Origin of the sequence: Aureimonas ureilytica (genome assembly GCF_001475935.1) — a bacterium.
Lineage (GTDB): Bacteria > Pseudomonadota > Alphaproteobacteria > Rhizobiales > Rhizobiaceae > Aureimonas > Aureimonas ureilytica_A.
The window spans coordinates 87,111-109,621 of sequence record NZ_LDQA01000022.1 but is presented as its reverse complement, the minus strand read 5'-3'; the positions used below and the strand labels follow the sequence as shown (position 1 = coordinate 109,621).

The following is a 22,511-nucleotide window of genomic DNA, read 5'->3' as shown; positions in this document are numbered from 1 at the left end:
CGGAGTCGGGCGAAAGCCTCCCTCCCCCGACGGAGAGCCTTAACGGACGCGCAGCGCAGCCGCCTCACGGGCGAGCTGGGTGATCGTATCGAAGCGGCCGGCCGACACCATGTCCTTGGGCGCGACCCAGGAGCCGCCGACGCAGATGACGTTCGGCAGCGCCAGATAATCGCCGACATTGCTGGGCGACACGCCGCCCGTCGGGCAGAAGCGAATCTTCGGGAAGACCGGGGCGAGCGACTTCAGATAGGGAATGCCGCCCAGCTGCTCGGCCGGGAAGAATTTCAGGATCTCGTAGCCTTCCTCGATCATGGCCATCAGTTCGCTCGGCGTCGCCGCGCCCGGCAGAAGCGGCACGTCAGAGGACTTCGCGGCGTCCAGCACTTCGTGCGTCGTGCCCGGCGAAACGATGAAGCGCGAGCCGGCCTCGACGGCTTCGTCGAACTGGCGCGGCGTCAGGATCGTGCCCGCGCCGCAGATCGCCTCCGGCACTTCGGCCGAAATGGCGCGGATCGCGTCGAGCGCGGCCGGGGTGCGCAGCGTCACTTCGATGGCCGGCAGGCCGCCTTCGGCGAGCGCGCGTGCGAGCTTCACGCCATCGGCTGCGCTTTCCACCGCCACGACGGGCATGACCGGCTGAACTTGCAGGATTTCGAGCAGCGCATGGGTCTTCTGGGTCATCGTCCGGTCCCTTCGGGCGGCAGGTCACAAGTGTCCGCCGCCTCCTTAAACCATCGGCGGCCGACCTGAAACGATTTTAGGAACGCGGCGCGCCGCCAAAGCCGAGGCGATGCCACCAGGAGCGCGGCTGCAACTCACGCTCGTTGCGATCGTCCAGAACGGCCAGGAACGTCTCGCACCAATTATGGGCCGTGTTGGCGAAGACGCGGGCGCGCATCGCCTCATGACGCTCGCGCCGCTCCTCCAGCGGCATGGCGGTCGCGCGCGACAGGGCGTGGGCGATCTCGTCGGTGGAATAGGGATTGACGATCAGCGCCTCGGGCAACTCTGCCACCGCTCCGGCAAATCGCGACAGGATGAGGACGCCGGGATCGGCCGGGTCCTGCGCGGCGATGAACTCCTTGGCGACGAGGTTCATGCCGTCGCGCAGCGGCGTCACCATGCAGATCTGCGCGGCGCGGTAGATGCCCGCGAGGGCCCGGCGCGTGAAGCCGTTGACCATGATCTGGATCGGGTTCCAGTCGAGCGTCGCGAAGCGGCCATTGATATTGCCGGCCAGCCCCTCGAGCTCGACCCGAAGATCGGCATAGGCTTCGAGTTCGGAGCGCGACAGGGGCGCAACCTGGAGGAACTGGACATTGCCACGCTGCTCCGGTTCGTCCTCCAGAAGCTGCTCGAAACCGCGAAAGCGCTCCGGCAGGCCCTTGGAATAGTCCATGCGATCGACGCCGACGATCTGATGCCGGCCGCGCGAGATGTCGCGCACCATGGCCTCGTGCTCGCGCGCCTCGTCCGACAGGGCGAACTCAGCAAAGCCATGCGCGTCGATGCCGATCGGAAAGGCCGAAGCGCGAACGATGCGCCCGTCCTGCGTGCGTACCCTGTCTCCGTCGATATCCTCCGCGCCCAGTTCCTGCACGCAGAAGGCCACGAAGTTGCGTCGGTCGCCTTCGGTCTGAAAGCCGATCACGTCATAGGCCAGCATGGCGCGCACCATGTCCTGGCTGCCCGGCAGCGCGGACATCAGATCGGGCGGGCAGAAGGGAATATGGAGGAAGAAGCCGAGCCGGCCGTCATAGCCGCAACGGCGCAGCTCCTGCCCCATGAAGAAGAAGTGGTAGTCGTGGACCCAGACGAGATCGTCGGGCGTCAGAAGCGGGCTCAGCCGTTCGGCGAAGCGCCGGTTCACCTGCCGATAGGTCCGGGCCGAAGCACGGTCGAAGGAGGCGATGTCGAGCCGGTAGTGCAGGAGTGGCCAGAGAGAACGGTTCGCATAGCCGAAATAGAAGCCGTCCAGTTCCTCCTGCGTCAGGTCGATCGTGGTGAGCGAGGTATGGCCGTGGGTCTCGGTGCGATAGTCGCTGCTGGCGGCATCCGGGGACACCTCCCCGCTCCAGCCGAACCAAAGGCCGCCGCGCCGGCGCAGCGCGTCCGCGAGACCGACGGCGAGCCCACCTGCCTTGCCTTCGTCGCTCAAGGGGCCGACGCGGTTCGAGACGACGACAAGTCGCTGTTGGGTTTCGCTCATGACTGTGTTTCCCCTTGCTGCTGCGAGGCCTCCCGCCTCGCAACCCCGAGCCAGCGATGGACCGAGTCTACCGAGGCCAGACGGAACTCCGCTTCGGTCGCGCCGTCGCCGACCTTGATCGAGACACCTCCCAGTTTGCGAACGGCATAGAAGCCGAATTCGTCCGTCGTGTCGTCCCCGACATAGATGGGCTGGCGCCCTTGGAACGGCGCATGGGCCATCAACGCTTCGATGGCCTTGCCCTTGTCCATGCCCGCCAGATGCACCTCCACGATGTTGTCACCCTTCATCACGGCGTAGCCCGGCTCCTCGCCGACCGCCGCCGAGACGAGGCGGATGGCGGCCTCCTGCAACTCGGGAAAGCCGCGATAATGCACGACGAGCGCGGTCTTCTTATCCTCGAGCCGCAACCGAGGCTCCGCGACGACACCGGCCCCGAGCGCCACCCGGATCGAATCGAGCCCTTCCGGGCCGGCGAGCGGCACGACCGGCGCGCCCGGCTGGTCGCGGCGCTCCAGCCCGTGAACGCCGGCCGCGGCGAATTGCAAGGGCTGGAGGAAATGATCGAGATCGGCGATGCGCCGGCCGCTGACGACGGCGAAGGCCCCAGCGCAGGCCGCTTGCAACTGCCCAAGGCGCTCCACCGCCTCGGGCGAGATGACGACCCCGGTCGGGTCGTCCACGAGATCCACCAGCGTTCCGTCAAAATCGATGAAGAGCGCGTGGCGGGCGGGGTCGATCGGAGGCGGTAGGTTCATGCCTTCCGAGATAGGCCTTTTTGCCGATTTGGAAACATGCCGATGCCGCAAAAAGGCCGCTTTGCTTCCCCCCGCCTCGCTTCGTTCGGCAGGTTAAGCCGCGTTGGACAGAAGGCGCGAGGCCTGCCGGAAGGCGCTTTCGATCTTCCGGTCATAGGCGTTGGCGGCGAAGCCGGGGCCGTTATAGAGCCGGGCAAAGCCTTCCCAATCGCCTCGCTCCATCCGCTCGACAAACGGGCCGGTTTTCAGAAAACGCGCGACGAGAGTGAACTGCCCCTCGGCGGACCGGCGCGCGTCCTCTGCCAACGCGGACGCGCTGGCATAGCCGAGCGTCTGCCAGTGCAGGCCCATCACTTGCCCCAGCCCCCAAGAGGTCGCCTCATAGGCAGCATTCGCATCGATCGCCGCAGCCTGGCGCAGGAGACGCCAGCGCGCGTCTTGCCCCGCTGGGTTGCGGATTTGGCCGGCGCGCGGTGCGGAAAGGCCAGCCGTGCGCGCGATCCGGCGCTTCTCTTCGTTGAGGCGCCGATCGAACACATGGCCTTCGAAGCGGATCAGCGGCTCGCGCCCCTCGCCCACCGGCGCGAAGGCCCGTGCATTGGTTTCCACGATGGCGATGGCGACGAGCGCGGCCGCCGGTGTGCCGGTGGCGCGTTCGACCTCGCGCGCGGCATCGAGAACTTCCCTGGAGATCGGCATGAAAAACCCCGCCTGTTGAACGAGCGCCAGAATGGGCGCTCGCCAGCGGGCGGGGATAAATTGGGGATAGATTGCAGGCACGAGAGCCTTCCAGCGCCCCTTGAGAGGCGCTGGAAACGCAGGGATCAGGCCGCTTCCGTCAGCCGCTCGGCCTCGGCACGAACCGTGTCGACCGACTTCAACTCGCCACGCACCGGGGTGCCGGAAGCCTTGTAATCACCGGCCACTTCGGCGGCGATCGTGTCGGCCGTGATGGCCGAAAGCGTCCAGCCGAGATGGCCGTGGCCGGTGTTGTAATAGACGCCCTTGGCCTTGCCCCGGCCGACGCGCGGGAGCATGTCGGGCATCATCGGGCGCAGGCCCGCCCAGGGCACGACCGAGGCGGTCGAGACACCGGGGAAGCGGTAGCGGCACCAGTCCACCAGCGGCTTGATGCGGGCCATGCGAATGTCGCGATTTTCTCCCGCGAATTCCGCCGTGCCGGCGATGCGCAGGCGATTGGGGCCGAGGCGGCTGGTGACGATCTTGGCCTTGTCATCCAGAAGCGAGACATAGGGCGCGCCCTCGCGGCTCGCCTCGTCCTCGAGATTGACGGTGATCGAATAGCCCTTCACGGGATAGACGTTCACCCGGTCGCCCAGCATGGCGGCGAAGCGGCGCGAGCCGACGCCGGCGCAGATCACCGCCGCGTCGAAATCCTGCCTTATGCCCTCGTCTTCCGTCCCTGCCTTGCGGGAGAAGACGGCAACGCCCCCGCCCTCGCGGGTGGAAAGCTGCGTGATGTGGGACTCGTAGCGGAAGGAGACGCCCTTGCGCTCGCAGGCCGCCGAAAGGCCGCGCGTGTATTTGTGGATGTCGCCGGTGAAGTCGCTCTGCGTGAAGAAGCCGCCATGGAACTTGCCAGCGAGCGCGGGCTCGATCTGATGGATGCCGGCATCGTCCAGCACGTCGCGGTGCAGACCGCCCTTGGCGTAGAGATCGTTGACACGCAGCGCGTGCTTGAACTCCGATTCCGTCTCATAGACATGCAGGATGCCACGCTTCACGCAGTCGAAGTCGAACCCCTCCCGCTCGGCCATGTCCATCAGGTGCTGGCGGGCGGCGATGGCCATCTTCACGGTCGCGACCGTGTTCTCCTCGTAGGAGCGGGCGGCCATGACGAATTCGAACATCCAGGACAGCTTGTGCCAGGTCGGGCTCGGATGGACGAGCAGCGGGGCGTCCTTCTTGAGCATCCACTTGATGCCCTTCAGGAACGTCGCCGGCGAGTTCCAGACTTCGGCATTGGAGGCCGAAAGCTGGCCGCCATTGGCGAAGGAGGTTTCCATGGCCGAATACGCGTTCCGGTCGAACACCGTCACGTCGAGGCCCTGGGACATGAGCTTATAGGCAGTGGTTACGCCGGTGATACCGGCGCCAATAACGGCAACAGAGGTCACGATCATCCTTCGCCCGAGCGCATCGGGTCTGGTCGTGCCCCTCCGTCATTGGCCTGAGAGTTTCACGGCACGGGAATTATCCCCCAAAACCGCTTTCTCCTTCGGCGGACGGCTGCGTGGAATCGCCGTCACTCTCCGGATGTGTCTAGCGCCGCGCGGTCCTTTTGCCTGAGAGTTTCCGGGGCGGTTGCTCCTTCGGCGCCGGCAAATGCCGGTCTCTCCCGCATACAGCGAATATGGACTTTAAGATACGCGACATCCCATGCCGCAGCAAGCGCGAAGAGCCGGCACGCCGTGCCTCAGTTAAGGCAGGGCGCTCAAAATCGTGGCAATTCTATTCGCCCCGCGGGAAGCGCTGCGCCTCTTCCAGAATGTTCAGATCCATATGGTTGCGCATGTAGCGCTCGGACGCCTTCTGAAGCGGCTGGAAATCCCAGGGGTAGTAGGCACCGTTGCGCAGCGCCTCGTAAGTCACATGCCGGCGCGCTTGGCTTTGGCGCACCTCCCGGTCGAAGCGAGAGAGATCCCACAGCGATTCGGCCTTTTTCGCGAAACCCGCCAGCGTCTGCGCATGGGCAGGATCACCCGCCAGATCGGTCAGTTCGTGCGGATCGGCGTCGAGGTCGAACAGCTGGTCCGGGTCGGCCGGGCAGCGGTTGAACTTCCAACGCCCTTCGCGGATCGAGACCATGGGCGCGACCGAGCCTTCGGCGGCATATTCCATCAGGACGGGCTCGCGCCGCTCGCCCCGCGCCATCGTGTCGATCAGCGACACGCCGTCGATCCAGTCCGCGCCCGAGCCGAGATCGACGCCGGCGAGATCGGCGAGCGTCGGCAGGACATCGAGCGTCGAAACGGGCTCGCGGAACGTGCCAGCAGCCACGCCCGGCGCGGCCAGCATCATGGGCACGCGCGCCGAGCCCTCGAAGAAGTTCATCTTGAACCAGAGACCGCGCTCGCCCAGCATGTCGCCATGGTCGGAGACGAAGAGGACGGCGGTGTTGTCGGCCAAGCGCGTGGCCTCCAGCACGTCGATCAGCTCGCCGACCTTCTCGTCGATATAGGAGATATTGGCGAAATAAGCCCGGCGCGAGCGGGCGATCATCTCGTCCGTGATGTCGTAGTCCTGATCGTTGCAGGCGGCCATGAGACGGCGCGAATGCGGGTCCTGCGCCTCGTCGGGCAGACGGCCGATTTCGGGGAGGAGATGAGGCGCGCCCTCGTAGAGATCGAAGAAGCGCCGGCGCGCGACATAGGGGTCGTGCGGATGGGTGAAGGAGACGGTCAGGCAGAAGGGCCGCTCGTCATGGCCCCGGCTTAGATCATAGAGTTTCGCCTTAGCGTGGTAGGCGACCTCGTCGTCATATTCGAGTTGATTGGTGATCTCGGCCATCCCCGCCCCGGTGACGGAGCCGAGATTGTGATACCACCAGTCGATCCGTTCGCCGGGCTTGCTGTAGTCCGGCGTCCAGCCGAAATCGGCCGGGTAGACATCCGTCGTCAGCCGTTCCTCGAAGCCGTGAAGCTGGTCCGGGCCGACGAAATGCATCTTGCCCGACAGCGCAGTGCGATAGCCCGCGCGGCGCAGATAATGGGCGAAGGTCGGGATATCCGAGGCGAATTCGGCCGCGTTGTCATAGACGCGCGTCTTGGACGGGAGTTGCGCGCTCATGAAGGACGCGCGGGCCGGAGCGCAAAGCGGGCTCGCCGTGTAGGTGTTCACGAAGCGCGCCGAGCGCTCGGCCAGGGCTTTGAGATGCGGCGTATGGAGAAACGACGCCGGCCCGTCTGGAAACAAGGTGCCATTGAGCTGGTCCACCATGATGACGAGGATGTTGGGGCGGCGGGCGTCGGTCATGGCGCTCTCTCAAATCGCAGAACACAGAAACGGCGGCGCCTTTCGAGGAGCGCCGCCGCGAGACAGGAGGGGATCGATCAGGCGCCGATCTTGGCCTTCACCGCCGCAAGACCCGGCTGGCCGTCCAGCGTGGTGACGCCGGCCAGCCACGGCTCCAGAACGGCGGGGTGCTTGGCGAGCCAGCTCTTGGCGGCCTTCTGCGGATCGGTGCCTTCGGCCAGCGCCGCCATCATCTCGTTTTCCATCTCGACGGTGAAATGCATTTGCGAGAAGAGCTTGGCGACGTTCGGGCATTCTCCCGCATAGCCCGCGCGCGCCAGCGTGTAGACCTCGGCCCCGCCATAGTTCGGGCCGAAGAACTCGTCGGCGCCCGAGAGATAGGTGATGCCCATGTTGTTCATCGGATGGGGCGCCCAGCCGAGAAACACGATCCAGTCCTTGGAGCGCTCGGCGCGCTTCACCTGCGCGAGCATCCCCTGTTCGGAACTGTCCACCAGCTTCCAGCCCTTCAAGCCATAGGCCGGCGCGTCGATCATCGACTGGATGTTGGTGTTGGCGGGCGCGCCCGGCTCGATGCCGTAGATCTCGGACTTGAACTTGTCCGCGTTGGCGGCGAGTTCCTTCACGTCCTTGACGCCGGCCTCGGCCACGTAGTTCGGCACGGCCAGCGTAAACTTGGCCCCTTCCAGATTCTTGGTCAGGACGTCCGCCGCCTTTTTGGCCTCCAGTTCGTCACGGAACTTCGTCTGCGCCGGCATCCAGTTTCCGAGGAAGACGTCGGTCTGCTTGTTGGCGAGCGCCTGATAGCCGACCGGCACGCCGAGCGTCTCGATCTTCGCGGTGTAGCCGAGCCCGTCCAGAACGGTGCTCGCCAGCGCGTTGGTGGAGGTGATGTCGCTCCAGCCGGGGTCCGACATGCGCACGATCTTGCAAGCGGCCGGATCGGCGGCGAAGGCAGCGCCGGGAAGCGTGGCGGCGGCAAGAAGCGCGGCGACGGCGAAGCGGGCGGAACGGAGCATCGGAAAACCTCGATTCTGGACGGGCATCGTCGGGACGCCTTACCGATCCCGTATCAGGACCGAGACCACGCCGGCTTTCAAGACCATTTCCATTCGTCTGCACCGTTGGAAAGGAACGCGCTATGCTGATCCAGCCGATCCGGGAGCAGGACCCGGCCCCTCCGGCGCACTCGCACGCAACGCCTGGAGACCCAATCGCGATGAATGACGACGATATCCGGGAGATGTTCGAGGGCCTCGGATCGGTGACCATCCGCCGCATGTTCGGCGGCAAGGGCATCTATCACGCCGGCCTGATCGTCGCGATCGACCTTCGCGACGAGATTCTTCTGAAGGCCGACGCGACGAGTGCCCCGCTGTTTGCAGAGGCGGGAGCCCGCCAATGGACCTATGAGGGACAAGCCGGGCGGCCGGTTCTCATGCCCTACTGGTCGATCCCCGACGAGGCGCTGGACGATCCCGAAACGCTGGCGCACTGGGTCCGCCTCGCCTTCGAAGCGGCCTTGCGCTCGGGGGCCGCAAAGCCGCCGCGCCGGCGCAAGACGCTTTCAGAGCTTTGATGTGGCCTGCTCCGCCAAAGCCGGATCGTCGGCCGAGCGCGGCATGAAGCGGCGCGTGCGGCGCTTGAAGCCCTCGATATAGGTGAGAACCACCGGCACGAAGACGAGCGTCAGCACGGTGGAGGAAATCAGCCCGCCGATCACCGCATGGGCCATGGGCGCGCGCTGCTCGCCGCCCTCCCCCAAGCCCAGCGCAAGCGGCACCATGCCGAAGATCATCGCGAGCGTCGTCATCACGATCGGCCGCAGGCGCACCGCGCCGGCCTCCGCCAAGCTCTCGCGCAAGTCCATGCCCCTTGCCCGCGCCTGGTTGGAATAGTCCACCAGCAGGATCGCGTTCTTGGTGACGAGGCCCATCAGCATGATGAAGCCGATGATGGAGAAGATGTTGAGTGTCGAGCCGGTGGCATAGAGGCCAAGCAGCACGCCGATCAGGGAGAGCGGCAGCGACATCATGATCGCGACCGGCTGGAGGAAGGAGCCGAACTGCGAGGCTAGGATCAAGTAGATGAAGATCACGGCAAGCCCCAGCGCCTGCAGCGCATAGCCCGTGCTCTCCACCATGTTCTCGGCATCGCCGCCGAAGGAAATGCGATAGCCCGGCGGCAGTTGGAGCTTGGCGATCTCGCGCTGAAGATCCGACGTGACCTCCCCCAGCGCCCGGCCGGAGACATTGGCCGAGATACGCACTTCGCGCTGGAGATCGCGCCGGTTGATGGAACTCGCGGCCACGCTGTCCACGACATCGGCCACCTGATCGAGCGCGACCGTGACGGGCCGGTTTTCCGCGTCCCGCCGGCCGGTGGCGATGGTGAGCGCGCGAAGCTGCTCGGCCCTTGCGCGACCTTCTTCTGGCAGGCGCACCATCACGTCATAGGTCTCTCCATCCGGCGCGTTCCAGACCGAGACGGCGTCGCCCGCCACGAGCGGGCGCAGCGTGTCGCCGATCTGGGTCAGCGTGATGCCGAGATCGCTCGCCGCCTCACGCCGCACCCGGATCGCCAGCGTCGGCTGCTCGTCCTCGATGGAGGACTCGACCTCGATCGCGCCGGGGATCGCGCGCAGCGCCGCGGTCAATTGGCCTGAGATGCGCTTCAGCTCGGCCGGGCTTTCACCGAGCACGGAAAACTGCAACGGCTTGGCGGACGCCCCGCCGCCCCCGCCGCCGCCCATGGCGCTTTGATTGATCGAGACGGTGAGCCCCGCGATACGCGACAGCGCCGGGCGCAGCGGTGCGACGACCTCCGCCGTGGAGCGCGTGCGCTCCGCGATGGGCCTTAGCGTTACTGCGACATTGGCCGCGTTGAAGCCGCGCGAGCCGCCGGAATTGATCGTAGAATAGGTCGTCATCACCTCGGGCTGGGCGCGAAGCACGCGCTCGACCTGCGCGACCTTCATCGCCGTGTATTCGAGCGAAGAGCCTTCGGGCGCTTCCAGCGACACGCTGAATTCGCCATTATCCCCCTCGGGCAGAAACTCCGCGCCGATGCGCGGCACGAGCATCAGGCTCGCCACGAAGATCGCGAGCGTCGCGAACACCGTCAGGATGCGGTGCCGGAAGCTCCAGCGGATGACGCGCGCATAGCCCCCCGACAGACGCTCGAAGCCCCGATCGAAGCGCGCGACCAGCCGCCCGACAGGCCCGCGCTTGGCGCCGGGATGCGCGTGCGGATCGTACCAGACGCTGGACAGCATCGGGTCGAGCGTAAAGGAGACGAAGAGCGAGATGAGCACGGCGACCGAAACCGTGACGCCGAACTGAAGGAAGAAGCGCCCGATAATGCCGCCCATGAAGGCAACGGGCAGAAACACCGCGACGATGGAGAGCGTCGTCGCCAGCACCGCGAGGCCGATCTCGTTCGTGCCGTCGAGCGCGGCCTGCCGGTGGCTCTTGCCCATGGCGAGATGGCGCGTGATGTTCTCGCGCACAACGATCGCATCGTCGATCAGGATGCCGATAGCGAGCGAGAGCGCCAGAAGCGTCATCGTGTTCAGCGTGAAGCCGAGCGCATGAACCACCGCGAAGGTGCCGATCACCGAGATCGGCAGCGTCAGGCCGGTGATGACCGTGGAGCGCCAGGAGTTCAGGAACAGAAAGACGATGACGACCGTGAGGCACGCGCCCTCGATCAAGGTGCGCTGCACCTCGGACACCTGCGCCGAGATGGCGCGCGAATTGTCGCGCGACACGGCGAGATCGTAGCCCTGCGGCCCCAGCTCGACCTGGAGCTTGGCAATCTCGGCGCGCAGGGCCTGCGCGACCTGAACCGTGTTCGCCCCTTGCACCTTCACCACATCGACGCCGAGCGACTGGACGCCGTTGCGCGCCGCGCGGCTCGTCAGCTCCGCACCGCCCTCGCGTACGGTGGCAAGGTCCGCCAGATAGATCGGCGCGCCGCCCTCGGTCGCCACGATGATGCGCTCAAAGCCCGGCACATCGTCGATCCGGCCTTCCACCGTTACCGTGCGCTCGTCGATGCCCGACACGAGCGTGCCGGCGGCGATGTCCTGGTTCTCGCGGCGGATGGCGTCGAGCACGGCCGAGGTGCCGACGCCCAGCGCTTCCATGCGCTCGGGATCGAGCAGAACCTGCACCTGCCGCTTCGCCCCGCCGACGATGGAGGTCTGGCCGACGCCCGCCACGACGTTCAGCCGCTTGGTGACGATCTGATCGGCGATCGTGGTGATATCGGTCAGCGAATGGGTGGCCGAGGAGATCGCGAGCGACAGGATCGGCTGGTCGTCGGGGTTGAAGCGCGTGACTTGCGGCGTGTCCACGCCATCGACGAAGCCCGCCTCTAACCGGGAGACGCGATCGCGCACCTCCTGCGCGGCGACGCCGGAATCGGTTTCCAGCGTGAATTGCACAATCACGAGCGAGCGTCCCTCGAAGGTCTGGGACGAGACCGTATCGACGCCGCCGATCGTGTTCACCGCCTGCTCGATCGGCCGCGTCACGGCCGATTCCACCGTTTCGGGCGAAGCGCCGGTATAGCTGGTCGAGACCACGACCACGGGCAGATCCACCTGCGGGAACTGCTCGACGCCAAGCCGCGAATAGCCGAACAGGCCGATCACGACGATCGCCGCCATCATCATCGTCGCGAAGACGGGATGGGCGACGCTGATGCGGGTGAGGAACATCGCTCAGCCCAAATCCGCGATGGTGACGGCTGTATCGGGCTTGAGATCAGGCAAGGGGGCGGTGACGACGACATCGCCCTCCGCCACCCCCCGCGCGACCTCGACAAGGCCGCGCTCGGTGAACTGGGTGCCAAGCTGCACGGGCTGGCGATACAGGCGGCCGCCCCGTGCGGCGAGCACGAAAGCTCCCTCCTCGTCCTTCCGAATGGCGGCCGAGGGCAGCGCGATCACATCGGGAAAGCTTTCGATGGCGATCTCGCCGGTGGCAAACAAGCCGCCGCGCAGCAGCCCCTCCCCGTTCGGAACGCTCAAATAAACCCGAACGGCGCGAGACCCGGCAACGGCGACCGGCGCGATCCGCGCGACGTCCGCTTCCACCACGCGGCCCGAAGACCCTTCGATGCGCATTTGCGCCCGCTGGCCGACGCGCACCTCGGAAATGCGGCTGGTCGGCACCAGCGCCTCGATCTGCATTTCAGTGAGATCCACGACTTGGAACAGCTCGGTGTTCAGGGGTACGCTCTGCCCCGGTTCGACCGAGCGCTGCGACACGGTTCCATCGAAGGGCGCCTTCACCTCGGCATCCGCCAGGGATTTGCGCGCGTCCGCGACGCCCGCTTCCAACCCGCGCACTTCGGCCTCCAACGAGAGGAGATCGGCCTCGGCTTGAAGCAGCGTCGCTTCCGACGAAATCCCCGCCGTGCCGAGCCTGCGACTGCGCTCCAGCGTCGAGGCCGCCAGCCGGCGCTGCGCCTGCTTCGCTTCCAGTGTCGCCTCCTGCGCGGCAAGGCCCGAGCGCAGAACCGTCGTATCGAAAAGCGCGATGACCTCTCCGGCCGAGACCTTGTCGCCGACTTCCGCCCGCACCTCGGCTAGTCGCCCGGACACTTCGGCGTTGACGGTTCCGACCCGGCGCGGCTCGGCCGAACCCGACACGCGCACGGTGCGCGTCAGCGTCCGGGGCTCGACCTTGGAAACCTCCGCCCCGGCGAGTTCCGTGGTCTGCGGCACGACAGCGGCGACCGGCACAGGCGCGGCCTGCGACGCCTCGCGCGTCCGGCTCCAGCCGACCGCACCGGCCACGCCACCGGCGAGGAGAATCACGATAAGACCCTTGCGAAGCCGTCCGGCCATGCCTGTCCATTTCCGATCATTCAAAGGTGCCGCTTAGCATCTAGCTGACGAGAACGGCCATCGCGTGACGTGGATATGACGAAAGGTTGCGTCAACGGGGTGCGACAGCGGCACGAACTGCGACACCCCGCCCCTTCGCGGAACTGGGGATTCTCGGGTGCGGACGCTGACATAGCGCCGCTCCGCCCCATAATCTCAGGTCAGAGATGGAGACGACGCAGCGTATGAGTGCTCTTGAGGCGGAGATCGGTGGCCCGACCCGCGCGCTTGCGCGTGGGCCGGACAGGCTCGGCCTTCTCCTTGCCGGGATCGGCGCTTCTGGGGCCTGTCTCCTTCCGCTCGCAACCTTTCGCGCCAATCGCATCGTTCCGGGCGTCGGGAAGCCTTTGTTCGAGGCGCTACCCTCCACACTCGCCATCGGCCTTGCGCTGGTTCTGACCTTGGCCGCGATGGTGGCGCTTTTCATCCGCTCGCCGCGCCTGCGCTTTCTAGTCGCGCTCGGGAGCCTCCTGGTTCTGTTTCTGAGCCTGGGCGCCGCGCCCGCCCATCTCTCGCCCGCCGCCAACACCTATGCCCGCGTCGCCCCGGCTTCCGGCTTCTGGCTGGTCCTCTTCGCCCTGTCGCTTCTAGCGACGGATGCCCTGGCGCGGCTGCGCCCGCCGCCGCTGGGGCGTGTAGCGCTGCTGGGCGCGACAGGACTCGTTCTCTTCGTTCTGTTTCGCCTCGGCGTCTGGGACGATCTCTCCGTCATGAAGGAATACCGTCCGCGCGCCGACGCCTTCGCGCGCGAGGCGGGCACCCATGTCATGCTGGCGCTCGGATCGCTCTTGGGGGCGATCATCGTCGGCCTGCCGCTCGGCATCCTGTGCCACCGCGTGTCCGCGCTGCGCGGGCCGTTGTTGAGTTCGCTGAACATCCTTCAGACGATCCCCTCGATCGCGCTGTTCGGCCTTTTGATCGCGCCGCTCGGCTGGATCGCGCTGCACGTACCCGGCGCACGCGAAATCGGCATTCGCGGCATCGGCGCGGCCCCGGCGCTGGTCGCGCTGTTTCTCTATTCGCTCCTGCCCATGGTCGCGAACACGGTGGCCGGCCTCGCCGGCGTCCCCTTCGCCGCGCATGACGCCGCGCGCGGCCTCGGCATGACAGCGCGCCAGCGTCTCTTCCGGGTCGATCTGCCGCTGGCGCTTCCCGTGATCCTCACCGGCGTTCGCATCACGCTGGTGCAGAATATCGGCCTTGCCACGATCGCCGCCTTGATCGGCGGGGGCGGGCTCGGCGTCTTCGTGTTCCAGGGCCTCGGCCAGACGGCGATGGATCTCGTGCTTCTGGGCGCGCTGCCGACCGTCGCCCTCGCCTTCTCGGCCGCCGTCCTTATGGATGCGGCGGTCGATCTCACCCAGCCGCCGCAAGGCCCGCTCTCGAAAGGTTCGCCCGCATGATCGAGTTTCGCGACGTTTCGAAAGCCTATGACGGTGCGCGCGTGGTGGATGGCGTCAGCCTCACGGTGGAACCCGGCACGATCTGCACGATCGTCGGCGCGTCGGGCTCCGGCAAGACAACGCTGATGCGTATGGTCAATCGCATGACCGATCCGACATCGGGCGCGGTGCTGATCGACGGCAAGGACAATCGCGAGATCGACGGGCCGGAGCTGCGCCGCCGCATCGGCTATGTCATCCAGAACCACGGCCTGTTTCCTCATCGCACCGTGGCCGAAAATATCGCGACCGTACCCAATCTCCTGAAGTGGGAGCGTCCGCGCGTCGAGGCGCGCGTCGAGGAACTGCTGCATCTCTTCGGGCTGGCCCCTAAGGACTACGCCGCGCGCTATCCGCACCAGCTTTCGGGCGGCCAGCAGCAGCGCGTCGGCGTGGCGCGCGCGCTCGCCGCCCGTCCCGCCATTCTCCTGATGGACGAGCCATTCGGCGCGCTCGACCCGATCATCCGCGCCCGCGCGCAGGCCGATCTCCTGTCCGTGCAGAAGGCAACCGGTACCACCGTCGTTCTCGTGACGCATGACATGGAAGAGGCCGTGCATCTCGGCCATCGCATCGCCGTCATGGAAAACGGCCGGTTGCGCCAATGCGCTTCCCCGGCCGAAATCCTCGCCCGCCCGGCCGACGCCTATGTCGAAGAGATGTTGGGCGCGAACGACCGGGCCTTCAAACTTCTCTCGCTCGGTACATTGGAAGACCTCGTGGAGCCGGGTGCCGCCTCCGGCGCGCCGCTGCGCACCGATACAAACCGGCGCGACGCCTTGGCCGATCTTCTCTGGTCGAACCGGGGCGCGGCCCCCGTGGCGGATGCGACAGGCCGGCTTCTCGGCATAGTGCGCACCTCCGCGCTTCTGCGCTGCGCGGCGAGACCGGCTTCGTGACACGGCATTTGGCGCGGGCCTGGCGCCTCGTGCTTCTGGCCCTCCTTCTCGCCTTTCTCTTCCGCCCGGCGCTTTTCGAGCCCGTTCTGCGACCGCTCACGGAGAACAACGCGCCAGCGATCTACGACAAGGGCGATCTTCTCTCGCTGACCCTGTCGCATCTGAAGATCACGGCCATCGCGACGCTGGGTGCCGCGCTTCTCGCGGTCGCCATGGCCGTCTTCGTCACGCGCCGGGCGGGGGCGGACTTCCTTCCCTTGTCGCGTTCCGTCGTCAATATCGGCCAGACCTTCCCGCCCGTCGCCGTCCTGGCGCTGGCCGTACCGGCCATGGGCTTCGGCGAAGCGCCGACGCTGGTCGCCCTCTTCCTCTATGGCCTCCTACCGATCTTCGAAACGACGATCGCGGGTCTCACCGGCGTCCCGCGCCCGGTCGTGGAAGCGGCGCGTGGCGTCGGTATGACGGGCTGGCAACGCCTTCTCCAGATCGAGCTTCCCCTCGCCCTGCCGCTCGTCGTCGCGGGCCTGCGCCTGTCGGCCGTGATCGGCCTCGGCACGGCGACGATCGGCTCGACGGTCGGTGCGCGCACGCTCGGCGAAGTCGTGATCGCCGGCCTTCTATCGGACAATCTCGCCTTCATCGTCCAGGGCGGCGCGATCGTCGGCGCGCTCGCCATCCTCCTGCACGACACGCTCTCCTGGCTCGAGCAGCGCCTCGCCCGCCGCGCCTGACAGCAGGCCCGCAGCGCATCGCAAGATCGCACCTTGCCTCCCCTCCCGTCCTCCTGTATCAACTCCCCAGAGCCTGAACCTGATTCAGGCCGGGCACCCGTAGCTCAGCTGGATAGAGTGTCGCCCTCCGAAGGCGAAGGTCACAGGTTCGAATCCTGTCGGGTGCGCCATTTCAATACAGAACTGCGAACCGCAAACGCCGCCGTTTCCCCGCTCGAAGCGGCGACGAGGGTTTGAAGCAGGTCCGATTTTCTTCACTTGATCCGAACCTCGTCATCGGCGACCTCGACGCGCTGGGCGAAGGCGCGCAGGTGGTCCCGCCGATAGCCGCCTCCTTCGATCCGCAAGCTGCTCCTTGCGGCACAACGGGTGAAGACGAGAACTGCGACTACGCAGCAGCAGTTCTATAAGCTTGCAAGCATTGTGAGGCGGTGGCCGTCATTGCCGACAGAACCTGTGACAGCAATGTTCTGCGGCCCAAGATCTCGGGCGCGGGCACGGGCTGATGAGGAGGTCCCCAGCAACCCGACGCGCAAGGTCGCTTGCCTGCCAAGCGACGACCCTGAGTTCCAGAGGATCGGGAGAATCGTCTCAAAGCTGAAGGCGCTCTTGCGCAAAGCCGAAAGGAGGACCGCTCCACGGCTCTGGACTACGATCGGCAAACGCGTCGATGGCTTCAAACCCGGCGAGCGTGCCAGATTCTTCGAAGTCGCAGGCTGGGAAGCGTCGATCGAATGCCGCCCCGATCCATGGTCCTTGGTATAAGCCAGCGACAGGGTATCGTGTTTGAATCGAAAGTCCGCGCGATGAAGATTTTGGTTGCGGAAGACGATGAGACGATGGCGGGATACATCCGCAAAGGTCTTATCGAACAGGGGTTTTCGGTCGATTGGGTGAGCGATGGCCGCGAAGCGCTGACCTACTGCCTCTATAACACCTGCGATCTGGCCATCGTCGACAGGATGATGCCGGGCCTCGACGGGCTTTCTCTCGTCAAGGCGCTGAGAGCGTCCAACAGTTCCCTGCCGGTGATCTTCTTGACGGCGGTCTCCGATGTCGAGGACAAGGTCGAGGGGCTGATGGCGGGCGCCGACGACTATATCGTCAAACCGTTTCACTTCTCGGAGCTTCTCGCCCGCATTCACGCCCTGTCGCGGCGTCCTAAAGAGAACAGCCACAAGACGGAACTGACCTGCCACGATCTCAAGCTCGACCTTCTCAAGCGCGTGGCGATCCGTCAGGGGCAGGTCATCGATCTGCAGAACAAGGAATTCGCGCTGCTCGAACTCCTCATGGAAGCCGAGGGCCGGGTCGTGAGCCGGACGATGATCCTGGAGAGGATCTGGGATTTTTCCTTCGATCCGGGAACGACCGTGGTGGAAACCCATATCAGCAAGCTGCGCCAGAAGATCGACAAGCCCTTCGATACGGCTTTGATCCAGACCGTGCGCAACATGGGATACCGCATCCGTGCGCCTCACTGATCTTCTGTCGGGCAGCTCCTTTCGGACCTCGGCCAAGGTCGCGATCGGGGTTCTGGTTCTCATGAGCCTGGGCGGGGCGCTCTTCATCGGGTCGGCCACGCACGCCCTGCGCGATGTTACGGAGCAGCAGACTCTGGAGGAGGCTGTCCTCCTCAGCGACGTCTACGCCGCCGAGGGACGCGAGGGCCTGGTGAAGGCCATCGGCACGCTGAGCAAGCTCGTCAGCCGCCAGGAGCATATCTCGACCGTCTACGACGAACATGGGATCCATCTGGCCGGTGCCGACCTCGCCATGCCGGACTTCATCGGCGTGCGCGACATCAGGCTGCAACTCGTCTCCGCCGAGGGGAGCCAAGGGCATTTCGTGCTGTCGGTCCAGAAGTTCAGCGATGCAACGCTGGTCGTCGGCCGAAGTCTCGAGGCCGTCGACGAGATGCGCGTTCACATGATCGCGGGCCTCACCGCCATGACCGTGCTCCTGACCCTAGGGACACTGGGTCTGGGCCTGCTGGCGAGTCGCGAGAGTTTTTCCAAGCTCAGGTCGATCGAGGGCGTTCTCGCACGCGTCGCAAGCGGGGACTCCGAGGCGCGGGTCCCGATCGGGGTGAGGACGGACCAGATCGACCGCATCTCCCTCCAGATCAACGCGAACCTCGACGTTCTCTCGCGCCTGATGAACAGTATGCGCGCCACGACGACGGCGATCGCACATGATCTGAAAAGCCCGCTCGCCCGCGTCGGGCTCGTCTTGAACGATGCGCTGGACGCCATCGAGGCCGGGCGTGATCCGCAGCCCCAAGTCGAGCGGGCGCTGAGCGAGACCGACGCGCTCAACGAGATCATCGACACGATTCTGCGCATCACGCGAATCCGCGCCGGCTCGCCGCGCAAGGACATGCAGCTGATCGAACTCGGCGGCCTCGTGGAGAACACGCTCGAATTCTTCGCGCCTCTCGCGCAGGAGAACGGGCAGACGCTCGAGTTTCGGCCCGGCGAGACTGGGACATGCCTGCTTCTGTGCGACAAGAGCATGGTGCAGCAGATGCTCGCCAATATCGTCGGGAATGCCATCGTGCATGGCGGCTCGGACATTTCGATCCGGGTTCGCCTAGAGGACCGGCCCGACACGCTCGACCTCATCGTCGAGGACAGTGGCGGCGGCATCCCCGACGGGCAACGCGTTGAGGTCTTCGACCTGTTTAAACGGCTCGACAGCGCTCGCAGCAAGCCGGGCAGCGGTCTCGGCCTGGCGCTGGTCAAGGCCGTTGCCGACCACCACGATGCCGGTATCGCGCTGTCCGCGACCGATCCCGGCTCCGCCGATCATCCGGGCCTCCGCGTCAGGGTGTCCTTCCCAAGGCTCCAAGTTCAACAATAATTAAAGAACGCCGCAAGCTGCCTCAAACTGCCTCGCTTAGTGTCCTCGTCGTTCATCGCCTTCGGGACATGAACCGTGAACGCGAGAACCGATCCGGGCCGCCCATGCTGGAAGGACTGTTCCTTTTCAGCACGTCCCCCGGTTCGCACGGCCGGTCTACGCCTCGCCAGACTGGCGAACAAAGGCGCTGGAACTGCCCCTGACGGGTGTCTCGCATTCATCGAAGTTTCGACATGGAAACCGCGGCGCCTCGGCGGAAGGCCGGGCCCGATTGCGAGGCATTCCGATGAGCCATACCCTTCGAACCGTCCCCCGCACCAACAACGCCCTTGTCGATGCGCTCCGCGATCACATGAACCAGCGGATCGTCGGCCAAGCGACGTTTGTCGACAGTTTGCTGCTCGGCCTGTTCGGCGATGGGCACATTTTGCTGGAAGGCGCACCGGGCCTTGCCAAGACAAAGGCCGTCAACACCCTGGCCGAGTTGATCGAGGGCGAGCCGTGCCGCGTCCAGTTCACCCCGGACCTCCTTCCCAGCGATCTGACCGGAACCGAGATCTATCGCCCGGAAAAAGCGACCTTCGAGTTTCATCCCGGTCCCCTGTTCCACAACCTGATCTTGGCCGACGAGATCAACCGCGCGCCGGCCAAGGTGCAGTCGGCGCTTCTGGAAGCCATGGCCGAGCGCCAGGTCACCGTCGCCGGCCAGACCTACCGTCTGCCGCAGCTTTTCATGGTGATGGCGACCCAGAACCCGATCGAACAGGAAGGGACATATCCGCTCCCCGAAGCCCAGCTCGACCGCTTCATGCTGCACGTCAAGATCGACTTTCCGTCCGCCGAGGCTGAACGCGAAGTGCTGCGGATCGTGCGGGGCGAAGCCATGGCGCAAACCGTCAAGCCGTCCTTTCGGGTGTCGCAGCGGGAGATTTTCGAGGCGAGGCAAGCGGCCCTGAAAACCCATGCCTCGGAGGCGCTGACGAGCTACATCCTCCAGCTGATCCAGGCGACGCGCCGTCCCCAGATGTACGGCGACGACCTCGCCCATCAGGTTTCCTATGGCGCATCGCCCCGGGCGACCATCGCTCTCGACCGCTGCGCGCGCGTGCATGCCTGGATGAACGGGGCGGATTTCGCGACCCCGTCCGACGTGCAGGCCGTCCTGCATGACGTGCTGCGCCACCGCATCATCCTGAGCTTCGAGGCCGAAGCGGAAGGCAAAACCGCCGACGCCTTCATCGATGCCCTGATCGACCGGGTTCCGGTGGCTTGAACGGGTGGGAGAGCGTCATGACAGAGCGAGAATTAAAAGGCCCAGACCTCAGAGGCATTGTCGCGACCCTGCCCGATCTGGTTCGGGTGCGCCCGCAGCGCGGCCTTGCCGGCTTTGCGCCATCGGGCCGTGTCGCGACCCATCAATGGGGCGCCAACCGGTCCATCTATCGCGGACGCGGGATGGAATTCGCCGAGAGCCGTCTGTATCAACCCGGCGACGACGTGAAATCCATCGACTGGCGCGTGACGGCCCGCACGGGCCACCCCCACACCAAGCTCTTCCAGGAGGAGCGGGAGCGGCCCATCGTCATCCTGACCGACCTGCGCGCGATGATGCAGTTCGGCACTAGGAGCCGCTTCAAGTCTCATCTGGCGGCCGAAGTGGCGGCCATGATGGCCTGGACCGGCCATGACGGCGGCGACCGTGTCGGCGGACTCATCCTGACACGAGACGGTCTGCGGGACTTTCGCCCTGCCAGGACCCGGCGCTCGGTGCTGGGACTTCTGGAAGCCCTGTCGGAGGAAACCCGGCTGGAGCGGGTTTCGGGCACGGAAGTGACGCTGGCGCAGGCCCTGCGCCGCCTGCGTCATCGCAACCGGCCGGGAACGCTGGCCTTCGTGATCAGCGACTTCTCCGATCTCAGTGACGAAGCGGAGACCGAGCTGCGACATCTGGCTGTCAATGCCCATGTCACCAACATCCAGATCACCGATCCCTTCGATGCCGCCCTCCCGCCGCGCGGCGGACGCCTCACCGATGGCGAGAAGGCCTTGGCCGTATCGGTGCTGGGCGGACGCAAACTCGAACGCTACGCGCAGGACTTCGAGGCGCGCCGAGAGCGGCTGAAACGCGTCAGCCGGCAGCATGGCATGGTCTGCCATTTCCTACAGACGCCGGATGATCCCGCCTCGATTCTCCGTCCGCATTCCAACCTGAGGCTGGCAGCATGAGCACCGAACTCACGCCACAGATGCAGGACCAGCTGGCCCAGCTGCGCGACATCCACCTGCCGCAGCCCATCGGCTGGTGGCCGCTCGCGCCGGGTTGGTGGGCCCTCATCGCGCTCGTCTTCGTTCTCGCCGTGGCCACGCTCGTCTGGACCTCGCTGCGCCGCAGGAGCGCGCGTTTCCTGGCGCTTCGCGAGTTGGAGGCGATCGATCCCGAACGGCCCGACGAATTCCTCACGCAGCTCTCTTCGCTGCTGCGACGGGTCGCCCGCCGCCGCTCGGCGGGGGCCGATGTTCTGACCGGTGCGGCGTGGAGCGCCTTTCTGATGGACGGCAAACACGGCATGAGCCGCGACGGTGCGACGCTTCTGGCCATCGGTCCCTACGGCCCGCCAGCCAATCAGAATTTCGAACCGGAGGCGCTGCGCACGGAGATCGCCGCCTGGATCAGGAGGAACGGATGATCACCTTTCTCTGGCCTCTTGCCTTTCTCCTGCTACCGCTGCCCTTCGTGCTGCGCCGTTTTCTCAAACCCGCCGACAAGGGATTGGGCGGTGCGCTGAAAGTTCCGTTCTTCGCGAACCTGTCGCGGGATCTGGGAAGCCGGGCCGACCGGGTTTCGACATCCTGGTGGAAGCTCGCCGCCGCCTCGCTGGTCTGGCTGCTGATGGTGTCGGCGCTGGCCCGTCCGGCCTATGTCGGGCCGGACGTGCCGCTGCCCGCCAAGGGGCGCGACATCATGATGGCGATCGACCTCTCCGGCTCCATGGCCTCGCAGGATTTCGCCGTCGGCGGCCGACCGGCCACCCGCCTCGACGTGGTCAAGGATGCAGCCGATGCGTTCATCGACGCCCGCAAGGGAGACCGGATCGGCTTGGTCCTCTTTTCGGACCGCGCCTATCTGCAAGCGCCCCTGACCTTCGACCGGCAGGTCGTGCGCAATCTCCTCGATCAGGCCGAAGTCGGGCTGACCGGTCAGGAAACGGCCATCGGCGATGCCATCGCGGTATCCCTGAAACGCCTGAAGGACCGGCCGGCCGAAGGGCGCGTTCTCGTTCTCCTGACGGATGGCGCGAACAATACGGGGGAGATGGACCCGATCCGGGCGGCCGAACTCGCCAAGAAACTGGGCATTCGGATCTACACGATCGGCGTCGGCGGCGGTCCGATGGCCGTCGATACCCCGATGGGTCGCCAGATGGTCAATCCCTCGTCGGACCTTGACGAAGGCGCCTTGCGCAAGATCGCGGAACTGACCGGCGGCCAATATTTCAGGGCGACGGACGTCAAGGGCCTCGCCGAGGACTACCGGTCCATCGACAAGCTCGAGCCGGTCGGCGCCGACCCGGTGCATGTGCGCCCCGAAGTCGCCCTCTACTTCTGGCCGGCCGGTCTCGCCCTGCTCGTCGCCGCGCTGTCCGTGCTGGTCGGCACGGCTCCCGCCCTCATCAAAAACCGCTCCTTCATCAAGGGCCCGGCCCACAAGGAAGCCTGA

Annotated in this window: 19 protein-coding genes, 1 tRNA gene and 1 riboswitch; of the genes, 11 read left to right on the top strand and 9 right to left on the bottom strand. The window is 65.9% G+C overall.

Annotated features, from left to right (window positions below; translation table 11 throughout):
- Positions 1-39: 39 nt before the first annotated feature.
- The 7 genes from NS365_RS10180 to choX all read right to left on the bottom strand — a co-directional run bounded on the left by NS365_RS10180 (position 40) and on the right by choX (position 7,982).
- The gene (locus NS365_RS10180; protein ID WP_058600173.1) at positions 40-681 is read right to left on the bottom strand and encodes a 2-dehydro-3-deoxy-phosphogluconate aldolase; all 642 of its coding nucleotides are present in this window, start codon (positions 679-681) and stop codon (positions 40-42) included.
- Between the two features lie 76 nt (positions 682-757).
- Positions 758-2,209 carry an alpha,alpha-trehalose-phosphate synthase (UDP-forming) gene (locus NS365_RS10175; RefSeq protein ID WP_058600172.1) on the bottom strand — a complete coding sequence of 484 codons (1,452 nt, stop codon included), beginning with the start codon at positions 2,207-2,209 and terminating at the stop codon, positions 758-760.
- Positions 2,206-2,967: a trehalose-phosphatase gene (otsB, locus tag NS365_RS10170; RefSeq protein ID WP_058600171.1), complete on the bottom strand. Its 762-nt coding sequence runs from the start codon at positions 2,965-2,967 to the stop codon at positions 2,206-2,208. Before otsB ends, NS365_RS10175 begins: the two co-directional genes overlap by 4 nt.
- A gap of 93 nt (positions 2,968-3,060) precedes the next feature.
- The gene (locus tag NS365_RS10165; RefSeq protein ID WP_058600285.1) at positions 3,061-3,666 is read right to left on the bottom strand and encodes an N-acetylmuramidase domain-containing protein; all 606 of its coding nucleotides are present in this window, start codon (positions 3,664-3,666) and stop codon (positions 3,061-3,063) included.
- A 125-nt stretch (positions 3,667-3,791) separates the two neighbouring features.
- On the bottom strand, positions 3,792-5,111 hold the full coding sequence (locus tag NS365_RS10160; RefSeq protein ID WP_058600170.1) for a D-amino acid dehydrogenase: 1,320 nt from the start codon (positions 5,109-5,111) through the stop codon (positions 3,792-3,794).
- A gap of 140 nt (positions 5,112-5,251) precedes the next feature.
- Positions 5,252-5,339: riboswitch (glycine riboswitch) on the bottom strand.
- 100 nt (positions 5,340-5,439) lie between these two features.
- Complete coding sequence (gene betC / locus NS365_RS10155) at positions 5,440-6,963, bottom strand: choline-sulfatase (protein WP_058600169.1); 1,524 nt, start codon at positions 6,961-6,963, stop codon at positions 5,440-5,442.
- Between the two features lie 77 nt (positions 6,964-7,040).
- On the bottom strand, positions 7,041-7,982 hold the full coding sequence (gene choX, locus NS365_RS10150; protein WP_058600168.1) for a choline ABC transporter substrate-binding protein: 942 nt from the start codon (positions 7,980-7,982) through the stop codon (positions 7,041-7,043).
- Between the two features lie 200 nt (positions 7,983-8,182).
- Between choX and NS365_RS10145 the strand changes: the two genes are divergently transcribed.
- Positions 8,183-8,542, top strand: coding sequence for a TfoX/Sxy family protein (locus NS365_RS10145; RefSeq protein ID WP_058600167.1), 360 nt, complete (start codon positions 8,183-8,185; stop codon positions 8,540-8,542).
- Here the strand turns inward: NS365_RS10145 and NS365_RS10140 are convergent.
- Together NS365_RS10140 and NS365_RS10135 are read right to left on the bottom strand one after the other, a co-directional pair.
- Positions 8,531-11,686, bottom strand: a complete 3,156-nt coding sequence (locus NS365_RS10140; protein WP_058600166.1) for an efflux RND transporter permease subunit — start codon at positions 11,684-11,686, stop codon at positions 8,531-8,533. The genes NS365_RS10145 and NS365_RS10140 overlap by 12 nt on opposite strands.
- Before the next feature lie 3 nt (positions 11,687-11,689).
- Positions 11,690-12,820 (bottom strand): efflux RND transporter periplasmic adaptor subunit, encoded by a 1,131-nt coding sequence (locus NS365_RS10135; RefSeq protein WP_058600165.1) that lies wholly within the window; start codon positions 12,818-12,820, stop codon positions 11,690-11,692.
- A gap of 224 nt (positions 12,821-13,044) precedes the next feature.
- Here NS365_RS10135 and NS365_RS10130 point away from each other — a divergent pair, with 224 nt between their 5' ends.
- The 10 genes from NS365_RS10130 to NS365_RS10085 all read left to right on the top strand — a co-directional run bounded on the left by NS365_RS10130 (position 13,045) and on the right by NS365_RS10085 (position 22,511).
- Positions 13,045-14,262, top strand: a complete 1,218-nt coding sequence (locus tag NS365_RS10130) for an ABC transporter permease (RefSeq protein WP_058600164.1) — start codon at positions 13,045-13,047, stop codon at positions 14,260-14,262.
- Positions 14,259-15,200 (top strand): ABC transporter ATP-binding protein, encoded by a 942-nt coding sequence (locus NS365_RS10125; protein WP_058600163.1) that lies wholly within the window; start codon positions 14,259-14,261, stop codon positions 15,198-15,200. The genes NS365_RS10130 and NS365_RS10125 overlap by 4 nt, the downstream gene beginning before the upstream one ends.
- Positions 15,197-15,931: an ABC transporter permease gene (locus NS365_RS10120; RefSeq protein WP_058600162.1), complete on the top strand. Its 735-nt coding sequence runs from the start codon at positions 15,197-15,199 to the stop codon at positions 15,929-15,931. Before NS365_RS10125 ends, NS365_RS10120 begins: the two co-directional genes overlap by 4 nt.
- A gap of 93 nt (positions 15,932-16,024) precedes the next feature.
- Positions 16,025-16,101 (top strand) — tRNA-Arg (locus tag NS365_RS10115).
- 636 nt (positions 16,102-16,737) lie between these two features.
- Positions 16,738-17,415 carry a response regulator transcription factor gene (locus NS365_RS10110; RefSeq protein WP_058600161.1) on the top strand — a complete coding sequence of 226 codons (678 nt, stop codon included), beginning with the start codon at positions 16,738-16,740 and terminating at the stop codon, positions 17,413-17,415.
- Positions 17,402-18,793 (top strand): sensor histidine kinase, encoded by a 1,392-nt coding sequence (locus NS365_RS10105; protein ID WP_058600160.1) that lies wholly within the window; start codon positions 17,402-17,404, stop codon positions 18,791-18,793. Before NS365_RS10110 ends, NS365_RS10105 begins: the two co-directional genes overlap by 14 nt.
- Positions 18,794-19,079: 286 nt before the next feature.
- Entirely contained in the window at positions 19,080-20,066 is a 987-nt protein-coding gene (locus tag NS365_RS10100) for an AAA family ATPase (RefSeq protein ID WP_058600159.1), read from the top strand.
- A gap of 17 nt (positions 20,067-20,083) precedes the next feature.
- Positions 20,084-21,019, top strand: a complete 936-nt coding sequence (locus tag NS365_RS10095; protein WP_082684539.1) for a DUF58 domain-containing protein — start codon at positions 20,084-20,086, stop codon at positions 21,017-21,019.
- Positions 21,016-21,480 carry a DUF4381 domain-containing protein gene (locus tag NS365_RS10090; RefSeq protein ID WP_058600157.1) on the top strand — a complete coding sequence of 155 codons (465 nt, stop codon included), beginning with the start codon at positions 21,016-21,018 and terminating at the stop codon, positions 21,478-21,480. Before NS365_RS10095 ends, NS365_RS10090 begins: the two co-directional genes overlap by 4 nt.
- A complete protein-coding gene (locus NS365_RS10085) occupies positions 21,477-22,511 on the top strand; it encodes a vWA domain-containing protein (protein WP_058600156.1) in 1,035 nt (344 codons plus the stop codon). The genes NS365_RS10090 and NS365_RS10085 overlap by 4 nt, the downstream gene beginning before the upstream one ends.

What these genes read in the sequence shown, in the direction of transcription:
- NS365_RS10180 (WP_058600173.1), bottom strand. Translation starts at nt 681, where the DNA reads ATGACCCAGAAGACCCATGCGCTGCTCGAAATCCTGCAAGTTCAGCCG.
- NS365_RS10175 (WP_058600172.1), bottom strand. Translation starts at nt 2,209, where the DNA reads ATGAGCGAAACCCAACAGCGACTTGTCGTCGTCTCGAACCGCGTCGGC.
- otsB (WP_058600171.1), bottom strand. Translation starts at nt 2,967, where the DNA reads ATGAACCTACCGCCTCCGATCGACCCCGCCCGCCACGCGCTCTTCATC.
- NS365_RS10165 (WP_058600285.1), bottom strand. Translation starts at nt 3,666, where the DNA reads ATGCCGATCTCCAGGGAAGTTCTCGATGCCGCGCGCGAGGTCGAACGC.
- NS365_RS10160 (WP_058600170.1), bottom strand. Translation starts at nt 5,111, where the DNA reads ATGATCGTGACCTCTGTTGCCGTTATTGGCGCCGGTATCACCGGCGTA.
- betC (WP_058600169.1), bottom strand. Translation starts at nt 6,963, where the DNA reads ATGACCGACGCCCGCCGCCCCAACATCCTCGTCATCATGGTGGACCAG.
- choX (WP_058600168.1), bottom strand. Translation starts at nt 7,982, where the DNA reads ATGCTCCGTTCCGCCCGCTTCGCCGTCGCCGCGCTTCTTGCCGCCGCC.
- NS365_RS10145 (WP_058600167.1), top strand. Translation starts at nt 8,183, where the DNA reads ATGAATGACGACGATATCCGGGAGATGTTCGAGGGCCTCGGATCGGTG.
- NS365_RS10140 (WP_058600166.1), bottom strand. Translation starts at nt 11,686, where the DNA reads ATGTTCCTCACCCGCATCAGCGTCGCCCATCCCGTCTTCGCGACGATG.
- NS365_RS10135 (WP_058600165.1), bottom strand. Translation starts at nt 12,820, where the DNA reads ATGGCCGGACGGCTTCGCAAGGGTCTTATCGTGATTCTCCTCGCCGGT.
- NS365_RS10130 (WP_058600164.1), top strand. Translation starts at nt 13,045, where the DNA reads ATGAGTGCTCTTGAGGCGGAGATCGGTGGCCCGACCCGCGCGCTTGCG.
- NS365_RS10125 (WP_058600163.1), top strand. Translation starts at nt 14,259, where the DNA reads ATGATCGAGTTTCGCGACGTTTCGAAAGCCTATGACGGTGCGCGCGTG.
- NS365_RS10110 (WP_058600161.1), top strand. Translation starts at nt 16,738, where the DNA reads ATGAAGATTTTGGTTGCGGAAGACGATGAGACGATGGCGGGATACATC.
- NS365_RS10100 (WP_058600159.1), top strand. Translation starts at nt 19,080, where the DNA reads ATGAGCCATACCCTTCGAACCGTCCCCCGCACCAACAACGCCCTTGTC.
- NS365_RS10095 (WP_082684539.1), top strand. Translation starts at nt 20,084, where the DNA reads ATGACAGAGCGAGAATTAAAAGGCCCAGACCTCAGAGGCATTGTCGCG.
- NS365_RS10090 (WP_058600157.1), top strand. Translation starts at nt 21,016, where the DNA reads ATGAGCACCGAACTCACGCCACAGATGCAGGACCAGCTGGCCCAGCTG.
- NS365_RS10085 (WP_058600156.1), top strand. Translation starts at nt 21,477, where the DNA reads ATGATCACCTTTCTCTGGCCTCTTGCCTTTCTCCTGCTACCGCTGCCC.